Origin of the sequence: Samsonia erythrinae (assembly GCF_004342665.1) — a bacterium.
GTDB classification, from domain to species: Bacteria; Pseudomonadota; Gammaproteobacteria; order Enterobacterales; family Enterobacteriaceae; genus Samsonia; species Samsonia erythrinae.
In genome coordinates, this window is the sequence record NZ_SMBY01000001.1 from 817,237 (window position 1) to 829,160 (window position 11,924).

Genomic DNA, 11,924 nt, shown 5'->3' on the forward strand with positions numbered 1-11,924 from the left:
GCGCAATCAATGAAGTCTTTTTACTCTTCGCTGGGCCTTCTGTTTCTGCTCGGTATGGTCGTTGTCAGCCTGTTTGTCGGGGCGGGGCCGTTGAGTTTACAGGCGGTCTGGAACGACCCGGAAATGCGCGATATTTTCTTTATCAGCCGCGTCCCGCGTACACTGGCGCTGTTGCTGGCGGGCAGCGCCATGAGCGTTGCCGGTCTCATTATGCAGTTGTTGACGCAAAACCGTTTTGTCGAACCCTCCTTGGCGGGCACCACGCAGTCGGCCAGCTTAGGCTTGCTGGTGGTGATGATCGCCGTACCCGGCGCGACGGTTTTCACCAAAATGGTGGTGGCGAGCCTGTTCGCCTTGGGCGGGACCTTTCTGTTCATGCTGCTGTTACGCCGCGTAGTGCTGAAATCCGCGCTGGTGGTACCGCTGGTCGGCATTATGCTGGGGGCGGTGATCAGCGCAATCACCACCTTCGGCGCAATGTATTTTGATCTGTTGCAGGCGCTGGGCAGTTGGGAATCAGGGGATTTCTCCGGTGTTTTGCAGGGGCGTTACGAACTGCTCTGGCTGGTTGGCGTGTTGACGCTGATCGCCTGCTGGGTTGCTGACCGTTTTACGGTGGCGGGAATGGGGCGTGAATTCTCCGTCAATGTCGGCCTGAACTACCGTCAGGTGATGATGATGGGGTTGACCATTATTGCGATCGTCAGCGGCGTGGTCGTGGTGGTGGTTGGTAGCCTGCCTTTTATCGGGCTGATCGTGCCGAACCTGATCAGCATGATGCTGGGTGACAACGTGCGTAAAACGATGCCCTGGGTCTGCCTGTTTGGCGGCGGGTTGGTACTGTGCTGCGACATCATCAGCCGCGTGATTCGCTACCCGTTTGAGATCCCGGTGAGCGTGATCCTTGGCGTCATCGGTGCCGTCGTGTTCCTTCTTCTATTGTTAAGTCAGAAACGTCATGTCAGTCAATGAACGTAATTCGGTGCTGATCGGCGTCGTCAGCGAAAAACGCGCCGGCCCATCGCCTGTCAAACGGCTACGATGGCTAGCTGCCGTGGCTGTCGCGGTTATGGTGCTGTTTATGACTTTGAATCTCGGCAGCAACCTCAGTTATATCCTGACGCACCGTGGGCTGATGCTCACGACGATGCTGCTGGTGGCGTTTGCCGCCAGCGCCTCGACCGTGCTGTTCCAGACGGTGACGAACAACCGCGTGTTGACGCCGTCGATTATGGGGTTTGAGGCTCTGTTTATCCTGATTCAGACGTCGCTGGTGTTTGTTTTCGGCATCGGTGGCATTCCCGGCCTCGGCATTGAGGGGAAGTTTCTGCTTGAGACGCTGATGCTGATCCTGTTCTCCGCGCTGCTGTATCGCTGGCTGTTTACCGGCAGCCGCAATAACCTGCATCTGGTCTTGCTGGTCGGCATTATCTGCGGCACGCTGTTTCGCAGTATGGCGGGTCTGATGCAGCGTCTGCTGACCCCCAGCGAATTTGCCATCGTGCAAGGTCGAATGTTTGCGACCTTTACCCGCAGCGTTCCCGAACTGGTCGCGCTGTCAGTGGGGATTACGCTGGTGGTGGCCGTGGTGATCTGGCGGATGCGTTTTCGGTTTGATGTGCTGGCGCTGGGGCGCAATCACGCAATTAATCTGGGTATCGACTACACGCGCAGCGTGACGGTCATTTTGCTGTTGGTTTCCGTGCTGGTGGCCATTTCGACGGCGCTGGTTGGCCCGCTCACCTTTTTAGGTTTTATGGTCGCCAACCTTGCCTATCTGGTGATCGGTTCCAGCCAGCACCGCCTGTTGTTGCCTGCGGCTTTCCTGTTGGGGGTGATTTCACTGGTTGGCGGGCAACTGGTGCTTGAGCACCTGCTTGATATGTCCGGGGCGCTGTCGGTCGTGATCGAATTTGTGGGCGGTTCGCTGTTTATTGTGTTGTTACTGAAAAAGGTTTCTGTGTGATTGAGATCGACAATGTAACGAAAACGTATCATAACGTGACGGTGTTAAATCATGTCACGGCAACGGTGCCTCGCGGTGGCGTCACGTCGATTATCGGCCCGAATGGCGCAGGCAAATCGACATTATTGTCCATCATCAGCCGCCTGCTGGCAGCGGATCAAGGACAGGTCAAGGTCAACGGTATGGATGTGACCACCACGCCAAGCGATAAGCTTGCCATGTGTTTGTCCGTGCTGCGGCAGGAAAACCAGTTTACCAGCCGCCTGACCGTGGCGGAGCTGGTGGGGTTTGGTCGCTATCCTTATACCAAAGGGCGATTGAATGCGGACGATCGTGAACGCATTGGCGCTGCGCTGGCTTTCCTTAACCTGACTGAACTGAAGGACCGGTTTTTAGATGAACTTTCCGGCGGCCAGCGTCAGCGAGCCTATGTGGCAATGGTACTGTGTCAGGATACGGAATATGTGCTGCTGGATGAGCCGCTGAATAATCTGGATATGAAACACGCGGTGGCGATGATGAAGCAGATCCGTCGTGCCGCCGATGAATTAGGCAAAACCATTGTGCTGGTAATCCACGATATCAACTTTGCCTCCGCCTATTCCGACTACATTATCGCGATGCGCAAAGGGCAGATCGTCTATACCGGGAAGCCGGAAGAGATTATGGTTTCCGAGATACTGGAAGATATTTTCGATACGCAAGTGGCGATTGAGCAGCTTCATAACCAGCGCATCGCAGTATATTATCGCTGATAAGTGATGACAGGTTATCCGCTTAGCGGCACGTTTACGCAATGGTTGAAGCATGACTTGAAAGTAGTCGGGTATAACCTGTATGGTGACGACATAATGCATTTATGTATGACTTGAGGTAGGGGTAAAAGATGGATAAGGACACTAAGCCGTGCTTCCAGGATGTGCTGGAATTCGTGCGCATGTTTCGTCGTAAAAACAAGCTTCAGCGTGAAATCATCGATAATGAAAAGAAAATTCGTGATAACCAGAAACGTGTTCTGTTGCTGGATAACCTGAGCGAATACCTTAAACCCGGTATGTCTATTGAGGATGTGCAAAATATCATCGCCAATATGCGCAGTGATTATGAAGATCGCGTTGATGACTACATCATCAAAAATGCCGATCTGTCCAAGGAGCGTCGTGAACTGTCGAAGAAATTGAAAGCCATGGGTGAGTTGAAGTAGGCTCAGGCACAAGACGTTTACCGTTTTTTGACCGGAAAGGATCGCGCAAGCGATCCTTTTTGTCTTTTTGTCCAGAGAAAGCCCGACGCGGCGTATTTATTGCTTTTTGCTTCTGCGCGCCGCTTACTTTTCCTTTTCTTCCCCTTCTGATTCAGCCGCCCGTCGCGATTGCAAACTGTACGGATGACTGGAATCGCGTTCGCATAATGGATATGACTCGCTGAAACGACAGCGTTTTATTGCGAGGCGTTTCCTTGTCTGACGATTCTGCGCTGTTGAGCCATCAGGGTTTACGGCACCATGCCGCGAGAACCTCTTGGGAAGGGAGAAGAAAGTGTCATGGCAATGGAGGATGTCGCTCAATCGTCTGGCCTGCGCGAGCACACTGGGCATTCTGCCACTAATTTTTTTCGCGCGGCTCCCCGCGCCGGAAGCGCTGTGGTGGATTACCGGATGCTCTTTCGTTGCCATGTTCATCGGTTATCGCTGGGCTGGCGTTCGATTTCTGACGATTACTGCACTGGGCTGTTGCTGGGCATCTTTTTGCGCTCACACTCTGTTGCTGCAAATTGAACGCGCCACGCAAGATGCCGTTCATGCCGTGGTAACGATTAGCAGCGTTCGCTTTAGCGAACATGACGACGCACAGATAACGGTACGTCTGGACGAGGTGAATCAGCGCCGGGTTTTCCCTCCGCTCTACGCCCAACTGAGGTTATCTGCCGACATGCAAGACTGGTGCGGCGGTCAACGATGGGCGATAGCCGCACGCTTTCGCCCCGTTCACAGCCGGTTGAATGAAGGCGGTTTTGATAGCCAGCGCTGGGCGGTTGCCAAACGCCAGCCGCTTTCGGGGCGAGTGCTTTCGGCAACGCTCGTTGACCGCCGCTGTGATTTTCGTCAGCGTGCGATTGCACAGGCGGAACAGCAGACGCTCTCGCTGCCCTGGCGCTCGATTCTGTTAGCACTGACGTTTGGTGAGATGAAAACAGTCAGCCCGGAACTGAAAGCCTTGCTTAAGAATACGGGGACGATGCACCTGATGGCGATTTCCGGTCTGCATATCGCGCTTGCCGGCCTGTTGGGTTGGGGAATGGCGCGGGCGCTACAGTATTGCTTTCCCACTTCGTGGATCGGCTATCGCTTTCCGCTACTGACTAGCGCGCTGGTTGCCTGGGGATATGTCTGGCTGGCGGGAGGAAACCCGCCGGCGGTGCGCTCGGCGCTCGCGCTGAGCGTCTGGATTTGCCTGAGGTTGCGGAGCATCACCTGTTCAGCCTGGCAAGTCTGGCTATGGTGTGTTGCGCTGATTCTGGTCAGCGATCCATTAAGCGCATTATCAGACAGCTTCTGGCTCTCCTGTTTTGCGGTCGCTTCACTGATTTTCTGGTTTCAATGGGCGCCGCTTCCCCATCGGCTACAAACCCGACGACGCTGGTTCTGGCTACGCTGGATCCATCTGCAAACCGGGATTACCGTGCTACTGATGCCCTTGCAGCTTCACATTTTCCACGGGTTCAGCATGGTGTCGCTGCCAGCCAATCTCTGGGCGGTGCCTTTGGTATCATTTGTGACGACGCCGCTCATATTATTGGCATTGAGCACCATCGCGTTCAGACCGCTGAGTGAAATGCTGTGGTGGCTGGCGGATATCTCATTGCAATGGGTGTTTGCGCTGTTGACCCCCTTACAGAAAGGGTGGATCGACCTTGGGGACTCGTGGCTATTCACGAGCGTCGCGGGGTGGGGGGCGGTCGTGATATGGCGCTTTAGCTGGTGGCGGAGCCATCCCTTAAGCGTTGGCGTTTTCGTGCTTGTCCTGCTGGCTTTTCGCATGAAAAGTCATGAACCCGACTGGCGTGTGGACATGTTGGATGTCGGCCATGGTCTGGCCGTCGTGATCGAACGGCATGGAAAAGCGGTGCTGTACGACACGGGGAATCGCTGGGAAAATGCGGATATGGCGACGCGGGAGATTTTGCCGTACCTACGCTGGCGCGGCTTAAGTGTGGAAAAAATTATCCTCAGTCATAGCCATATGGATCACGTAGGCGGCCTACAGACATTACAGGCGGCTTACCCGGCAGCGGAAATATACAGCACGACTAACGATAAGGCGCATTATCGCTGCCAGCGGGGAGAACGCTGGCATTGGCAGGGGCTCACTTTTACGGTGCTGTGGCCGCTGACCCGCGTTGTAAGAGCGGAGAATAACGACTCCTGCGTTATTCGCATTGACGATGGAAAATATCGCGTTTTGCTTACCGGCGATCTGGAAGCGGACGCGGAAAAACACCTGATCGGGTTAGGACGCCATGCGCTGCGTGCCAATTTGTTACAAATCCCTCACCACGGCAGCAATACGTCTTCATCACCGCCTTTCATTCGGGCAGTGAATGCTGAGGTTATCCTGGCCTCTGTGGCGCGTTATAACCCATGGCGGCTGCCTTCGGTGAAAGTTGTCGCGCGCTATCGGCACTACGGCTATTCCTGGCTTGATACCGCATCATCCGGGCAGTTAAGTGCGCGTTTTTTCAGCGATTCATGGCGGGTTTTGTCTTTCAGAACGCACATATCGCCGCGTTGGTATCATCAGTGGTTTGGCGTAGAGAGGGATAATGAGTAAAATGAGCGGCTATTCTTTCCAATTCAGGTTTACTACATGCTGAATGATAAAGATCTCTCCACCTGGCAGACATTTCGTCGCCTATGGCCGATGATCTCTCCTTTTAAAGCAGGGCTTGCTGTTGCTGCCGTCGCACTCATTATTAACGCAGCGGGTGATACATTGATGATCTCGCTGCTTAAACCTCTGTTGGACGAAGGATTTGGCAAAGCCGAACGTTCCGTATTGCTCTGGATGCCGATAGCGGTCATTGGATTGATGCTGGTACGCGGGGCGTCAGGGTTTGTCTCCAGCTACTGCGTTTCCTGGGTTTCAGGTAAAGTTGTCATGAATATGCGCCGCCGTCTTTTCTCCCATATCATGGGGATGCCGGTGTCCTTCTTCGATCAACAATCAACCGGGACGCTGTTATCCCGCATTACCTATGATTCGGAACAGGTTGCGGCCTCTTCCTCCGGCGCGCTGATTACCGTCGTTCGGGAAGGGGCGTCGATTATCGGCCTGTTTGTGCTGATGTTTTATTATAGCTGGCAGCTTTCCATCATCCTGATTCTGATTGCGCCGATTGTGTCGATCGCGATGCGCATGGTGTCTAAGCGTTTTCGCAGTATCAGTAAAAATATGCAGGATACGATGGGGCATGTCACCACCAGCACGGAGCAGATGCTGAAAGGCCATAAAGAAGTGCTGATGTTTGGTGGTCAGGAAGTTGAGACCCGACGTTTTGATCAGGTCAGCAACCGGATGCGTCAGCAGGGGATGAAAATGGTGTCCGCCTCCGCCATTTCCGATCCGATCATTCAGTTGATTGCTTCGCTGGCCCTGGCGTTTGTGCTGTATGCCGCCAGTTTCCCCAGCGTGATGGAGTCGTTGACCGCCGGGACGATCACGGTGGTGTTTTCTTCCATGATTGCCCTGATGCGTCCGTTAAAATCACTGACTAACGTTAACGCCCAGTTCCAACGCGGCATGGCCGCATGCCAGACGCTGTTTGCTATTCTGGATATGGAACAGGAACGCGATACGGGAAAATTAGCGATCGATCGTGCGAAAGGCGAGCTTGAATTTCGTCAGGTGAACTTTGCCTATCCGGGGAAAGAAAATCTGGCGCTGAAAAATATCAATCTGCATATAGCGCCGGGGAAAACGGTGGCATTGGTGGGGCGCTCCGGTTCGGGTAAATCGACGATCGCCAGTTTGATCACCCGTTTTTACGATATTCAGTCCGGAGAAATTCTGCTCGATGGGCATGATTTGCGCGAATACCGTCTGCCTTCCTTGCGTAATCAGGTCGCGCTGGTTTCACAAAGCGTCCATCTGTTTAACGATACGATAGCAAATAACATTGCCTATGCGTGTAACGACCGCTACAGCCGCGAGGAAATCGAGCGTGCGGCGACAATGGCCTATGCGATGGATTTTATCAGCAAGATGGAAAATGGTCTGGATACGATCATTGGTGAAAATGGCGTGATGCTCTCCGGTGGTCAACGCCAGCGTATTGCCATTGCTCGTGCGCTATTACGCGATTGTCCTATCCTGATACTGGATGAGGCCACCTCGGCGCTGGATACCGAGTCGGAACGCGCTATTCAGTCTGCGTTAGATGCGTTGCAAAAAGATCGTACCGCATTGGTGATCGCTCATCGCCTTTCCACCATTGAAAAAGCGGATGAAATTCTGGTGGTTGAAGAGGGGAGAATCATTGAACGAGGCAATCATGCAGCCTTGCTGGCCGAAAACGGCGCCTATGCGCAGTTGCACAAAATGCAGTTTGGCGAATGATTGAACGCATCTGGTCTGGACGTTCGCGACTCTATTGGTTGCTACTGCCGCTGTCGTTGCTATACGGATGCATCACGTTTCTTATCCGTCAGAGTTATCGTCTGGGGTGGCGGAAACGTTGGCGAGCGCCGGTGCCTGTCGTGGTCGTCGGCAATTTGACCGCCGGTGGAAATGGTAAAACGCCGCTGGTTATCTGGCTTGTCGAGCAACTGCAACACAGAGGCTACCGCGTTGGTGTCGTGTCGCGTGGCTATGGCGGCAAAGCGGAACGCTATCCGCTGCTGCTGGAGGATAACGTGACAACGGCGCAGGCCGGCGATGAGCCGGTGCTGATTTTCCAACGTACCGGTGCGCCTGTCGCCGTCGCGCCTCGTCGTCGAGAGGCTGTTGAGGCTCTGCTTTCACAGCACGCGCTGGATGCCGTGATTGCCGATGATGGGTTGCAGCACTATGCGCTGGCGCGGGATGTTGAGCTGGTTGTGGTTGATGGCGCGCGTCGTTTTGGCAACGGGTGGTGGCTGCCGGCCGGGCCGATGCGGGAAAGGGCAAGCCGTCTGGCGTCGGTGGATGCGGTCATTGTCAATGGTGGCGTTCCGCGAGCGGGCGAGATCGGGATGACGCTAACGGCAGGAATGGCGGTTAACTTACTGTCTGGCGAAACCCGCCCGCTGAACCAGTTGCATGATGTGGTCGCGATGGCGGGGATTGGGCATCCCCCGCGTTTTTTTGCTACGCTGCGTGACGCCGGCGTCAGTATTTCACGTGAAGTCGCGTTTGCAGACCATCAATCCTATCAGCCGGAACGACTTGAACGGTTGACTCGCGATGCGGATCAACCGTTGTTGATGACGGAAAAAGACGCGGTAAAATGTCGCGCATTCGCCCGGCATAACTGGTGGTATTTACCGGTTGATGCAGTGCTATCTGAGCCACTGGCCACACAATTGCTCGTCAGGCTGGAAAATGTATTGAATCGGAATAGCAAAGAGTAGCGTATGACGCTCCCTGCTATCACGGTTTTAGGCCCCATCTGGGGATATCCTTATTCGTTCGCTGCCATACCCGAAAGCGTCGCGTTGCGTGATAAAACATTAGCGGTTGAAACAAGGTGATGCTTTAGATCGTGAGGACAAGTCTCATTTGTACCAGAGACGGGAAGATGACGGGTATAGAGTGGAAAAGCAGTAAGCCGGTCGTGTGCCGGCCAAATGGAGGAAGCATGGATCACCGTTTACTTGAGATAGTCGCCTGTCCTGTTTGTCATGGCCGGCTGTATTTTAATAAAGAGAAACTGGAACTGATTTGTAAGGCTGATGGACTGGCTTATCCGGTCCGCGATGGCATCCCGGTATTGCTGGAGAACGAAGCGCGAAAACTCGACGCTGATGAGATAACGCAATGAAATTTAACGTGATTATCCCTGCCCGTTTTGCGTCAAGCCGCTTGCCGGGCAAACCGCTGGCGGATATCAACGGTAAACCGATGATCGTTCATGTGATGGCCAGAGCTCAGGAGTCAGGCGCGCAGCGCATCATCGTGGCAACCGATCATCCTGATGTCGAGGCGGCGGTGCGCCAGGCCGGCGGTGAAGTTTGCCTGACGCGAGCCGATCACAATTCGGGTACGGAACGTCTGGCTGAAGTGATTGAGCGATATGGTTTTGCCGATGATGAAGTGATTGTTAACGTTCAGGGGGATGAGCCGCTGATCCCTTCCGTCATCATCCATCAGGTGGCGGAAAACCTCGCTGCCAGCAGCGCGGGGATGGCGACGCTGGCGGTGCCGATTGACACGCCAGAAGAAGCATTCAATCCGAACGCGGTAAAAGTGGTGACGGATGCCGAAGGATACGCACTGTATTTTTCCCGAGCGACGATCCCCTGGGAGCGGGAGCGCTTTGCACGGTCGAAGGAGACCATCGGCGATCATTTTCTGCGCCACATTGGCATTTATGCTTACCGTGCGGGTTTTGTGCGTCGCTATGTCAGCTGGGCGCCCAGCCAACTGGAGCAAATTGAATTGCTGGAGCAGTTGCGTGTGCTGTGGTATGGCGAGAAGATCCATGTCGCGGTGGCTAAAGCGGTTCCGAGCGTGGGCGTTGATACGCCGGAAGATTTGGCGCGTGTGCGACAGGCGATGGCGGGTCAGTAAGTTCGCAAGTGTTTATTCAGCACACCTGTTATCAGGAAGGAATTTATTCGGATTAGAATACGTTTCTTCCTTCAATATCTTCTTGCCTGATGGTGGGTTCCCTTCATTTTTTTGTGACTATTCTCTTCTCCCTCTCTTAAAACGGTTTGAATGACACGACCATTTCTTTATTCATGCCAGAGGCGTATCTTCGTTATGTGGGATGTGTTGGCGAGTAACGATAACGATGGGGATGTCCTGCGACATTGATCCCGGCTTGTTTGATCTGCGTTGATGAATCTGTCACTCGCTCGCCGCATCATGGTACACGGAACCATTTGGTTCAACTGAGGTAGCGTCGTTTATGGAACAGTTGAAAACGGAACTCAGTGCGGTGTTGGGCGAAAGCCTTAGCCGGCTTGAACGTATAAGCGAACAGCCCTATGCAGACCTGTATGCCTTATATGATAAAGAAGGCAACGCGATTCCGTTATTGGCTAAAAGTTACGTTTGCCAGGGGGTGGCGCAACAGGAAGCTTACAAGCTCTCCATGCTGGCGCGTGAAGGGGATGTTCGCTTGCCAACCGTTTACGGGCTGGTATTGACGCAGCAGCATCCTTACCGGGAATTACTGCTGATTGAACGCCTGCGCGGCGTGTCGGTGGAAGCGCCGCCAAGAACGCACCAGCGCTGGGTTCTCCTGATGGATCAAATTGTTGAAAGCGTGCTGGCCTGGCACCGTATTGATAGCCACGGTTGTGTGGGATCCGTCGACAGTACACAGGATAACGATTGGGTGAGTTGGTATCGGCAACGCCTTGAAGTCCTCTGGTCGACGTTGCTCAATGTCAGCGCGCCTCAACTCACGCAGCAGGATCGGACGGTGCTTTATCGTTCCCGGCAGTGTCTGGACAGGCTTTTTGAAGATTTTGAAGACAGCTGCGTATTGGTGCATGGTAACCTGTCGCTGCGCAGTATGCTGAAAGATGCCCGCAGCGATCAGCTATTGGCGATGATTAATCCGGGTATGATGTTATGGGCGCCCAGAGAGTATGAGCTGTTCCGGCTCTGTCAATCGGGCATGCCGGAACAGTTGCTCTATCACTATTTGAAACAGGCGCCGGTTTCTGAATCTTTTGTCTACCGGCGCTGGCTGTATGTGATTTGGGAAGCGGTAAGCCGCTATATCCATACGGGCCAACTGGATCGTCAGCTCTTCGATGTGGCATCCCGCGAGCTGTCGCCCTGGCTGGAATGATCTGTCGGCGCCGCACTAGGTGGCGTAGCCCCTTTCAGTGACTGCCAGATTCGACCCAGCGTTTCATACCAGACCCTCTCGCTGTGCGATAAATAGTAAGCGGAAGGGAAGGTTTTTTCCCACGGGTTAAGGGCGGAGGTGATTGCCATCTGATTCGCGGGTGCGGGGATCGGGATTAACCCCTGAGCCTGAAAGAAGCGTAGGGCGCGGGGGAGATGGTTAGCCGAGGTCACGAGCAAAAAAGGCTGCCTGCCGACAATCTTTGCCGTAGCCGCGGCTTCTTCCTCGGTATCTCTTGGCGTATCCAGAATGACAATGTCCTGATTGGGGATCCCCAGACTTTCCGCCACCAGCGCCGCGGTTTTCGCATTGCTTACCGGGTTTCCCTGTGCCGCCGCGCCGGTAAAAATCAGTTTTGCCCCCGGGTTGGCATGATAGAGGCGAATCCCTTCCGTGACGCGTGGCAGGCTGTTGCCGATGAGATTAGAACTGGGTGCCCATTCCGCGTTATAGGTATATCCCCCTCCGAGCACGACAATATAGTCGATATCGTTCGTCTGTGTCGTTTTTCGCCAGGTCGGATAGTGTGATTCCAGCGGTAGCAGCAGCCGATCGGCAACGGGTTGCAGGCTAAGCAAGATCAGCAACAGCCAACTGACTGCGATTATCGTCTTCCCCGCGCGTTGCCGCTGGGTGAACCAGAGTAACAACAGACCGGCACCCATCAGAAGTAATAGCAATGGCAACGGCTGCAACAGGCTGCCAACGAACTTTTTGAGTGCGAAAAGCATAAAATCGCGTTCCTTTTGAGTGAAAAACCCGCATCCGGGAAGATATCATGCGGTAAGGCCATTTATTCTAGGCTAGCCTGTGCCAAAATGGCAGGCTGGAAAAACTCATCGCGCGGACATTCGCAGCACGAGACAAACCCGTTTATTATGATGCGGAACAATGA

11 protein-coding genes are annotated in these 11,924 nt (G+C 54.1%); 10 read left to right on the top strand and 1 reads right to left on the bottom strand.

All coding sequences use genetic code 11. The features are described 5' to 3' along the window. The first annotated feature begins 9 nt into the window (after nt 1–9). The 10 genes from EDC54_RS03650 to EDC54_RS03695 all read left to right on the top strand — a co-directional run bounded on the left by EDC54_RS03650 (nt 10) and on the right by EDC54_RS03695 (nt 10,969). Nucleotides 10–972: an ABC transporter permease gene (locus EDC54_RS03650; RefSeq protein ID WP_132453288.1), complete on the top strand. Its 963-nt coding sequence runs from the start codon at nt 10–12 to the stop codon at nt 970–972. Next, a complete protein-coding gene (locus EDC54_RS03655) occupies nt 959–1,966 on the top strand; it encodes an iron chelate uptake ABC transporter family permease subunit (RefSeq protein WP_132453290.1) in 1,008 nt (335 codons plus the stop codon). Before EDC54_RS03650 ends, EDC54_RS03655 begins: the two co-directional genes overlap by 14 nt. Further along, on the top strand, nt 1,963–2,721 hold the full coding sequence (locus EDC54_RS03660) for an iron ABC transporter ATP-binding protein (RefSeq protein WP_132453291.1): 759 nt from the start codon (nt 1,963–1,965) through the stop codon (nt 2,719–2,721). Before EDC54_RS03655 ends, EDC54_RS03660 begins: the two co-directional genes overlap by 4 nt. A 131-nt stretch (nt 2,722–2,852) precedes the next feature. Next, the gene (tmaR, locus tag EDC54_RS03665; RefSeq protein WP_132453293.1) at nt 2,853–3,170 is read left to right on the top strand and encodes a PTS system regulator TmaR; all 318 of its coding nucleotides are present in this window, start codon (nt 2,853–2,855) and stop codon (nt 3,168–3,170) included. A 352-nt stretch (nt 3,171–3,522) separates the two neighbouring features. Further along, the gene (locus EDC54_RS03670) at nt 3,523–5,796 is read left to right on the top strand and encodes a ComEC family protein (protein WP_132453662.1); all 2,274 of its coding nucleotides are present in this window, start codon (nt 3,523–3,525) and stop codon (nt 5,794–5,796) included. A gap of 36 nt (nt 5,797–5,832) precedes the next feature. Next, entirely contained in the window at nt 5,833–7,581 is a 1,749-nt protein-coding gene (gene msbA / locus EDC54_RS03675; RefSeq protein WP_132453295.1) for a lipid A ABC transporter ATP-binding protein/permease MsbA, read from the top strand. Continuing rightward, nucleotides 7,578–8,573 (top strand): tetraacyldisaccharide 4'-kinase, encoded by a 996-nt coding sequence (gene lpxK, locus EDC54_RS03680; protein ID WP_132453297.1) that lies wholly within the window; start codon nt 7,578–7,580, stop codon nt 8,571–8,573. The genes msbA and lpxK overlap by 4 nt, the downstream gene beginning before the upstream one ends. Before the next feature lie 227 nt (nt 8,574–8,800). Next, complete coding sequence (locus EDC54_RS03685; RefSeq protein WP_132453299.1) at nt 8,801–8,983, top strand: Trm112 family protein; 183 nt, start codon at nt 8,801–8,803, stop codon at nt 8,981–8,983. After that, a complete protein-coding gene (gene kdsB / locus EDC54_RS03690) occupies nt 8,980–9,732 on the top strand; it encodes a 3-deoxy-manno-octulosonate cytidylyltransferase (protein WP_132453301.1) in 753 nt (250 codons plus the stop codon). Before EDC54_RS03685 ends, kdsB begins: the two co-directional genes overlap by 4 nt. 343 nt (nt 9,733–10,075) lie before the next feature. After that, entirely contained in the window at nt 10,076–10,969 is an 894-nt protein-coding gene (locus EDC54_RS03695; RefSeq protein WP_132453303.1) for a YcbJ family phosphotransferase, read from the top strand. Here the strand turns inward: EDC54_RS03695 and elyC are convergent. Further along, nucleotides 10,921–11,760 (bottom strand): envelope biogenesis factor ElyC, encoded by an 840-nt coding sequence (elyC, locus tag EDC54_RS03700; RefSeq protein ID WP_132453305.1) that lies wholly within the window; start codon nt 11,758–11,760, stop codon nt 10,921–10,923. The two genes, EDC54_RS03695 and elyC, sit on opposite strands and share 49 nt — an antisense overlap. Nucleotides 11,761–11,924: the final 164 nt, after the last annotated feature.

Bases quoted from the DNA above. Each gene is read 5' to 3' on its own strand.
- EDC54_RS03650 (WP_132453288.1), top strand. From the start codon at position 10: ATGAAGTCTTTTTACTCTTCGCTGGGCCTTCTGTTTCTGCTCGGTATG.
- EDC54_RS03655 (WP_132453290.1), top strand. From the start codon at position 959: ATGTCAGTCAATGAACGTAATTCGGTGCTGATCGGCGTCGTCAGCGAA.
- tmaR (WP_132453293.1), top strand. From the start codon at position 2,853: ATGGATAAGGACACTAAGCCGTGCTTCCAGGATGTGCTGGAATTCGTG.
- EDC54_RS03670 (WP_132453662.1), top strand. From the start codon at position 3,523: ATGTCGCTCAATCGTCTGGCCTGCGCGAGCACACTGGGCATTCTGCCA.
- msbA (WP_132453295.1), top strand. From the start codon at position 5,833: ATGCTGAATGATAAAGATCTCTCCACCTGGCAGACATTTCGTCGCCTA.
- lpxK (WP_132453297.1), top strand. From the start codon at position 7,578: ATGATTGAACGCATCTGGTCTGGACGTTCGCGACTCTATTGGTTGCTA.
- EDC54_RS03685 (WP_132453299.1), top strand. From the start codon at position 8,801: ATGGATCACCGTTTACTTGAGATAGTCGCCTGTCCTGTTTGTCATGGC.
- kdsB (WP_132453301.1), top strand. From the start codon at position 8,980: ATGAAATTTAACGTGATTATCCCTGCCCGTTTTGCGTCAAGCCGCTTG.
- EDC54_RS03695 (WP_132453303.1), top strand. From the start codon at position 10,076: ATGGAACAGTTGAAAACGGAACTCAGTGCGGTGTTGGGCGAAAGCCTT.
- elyC (WP_132453305.1), bottom strand. From the start codon at position 11,760: ATGCTTTTCGCACTCAAAAAGTTCGTTGGCAGCCTGTTGCAGCCGTTG.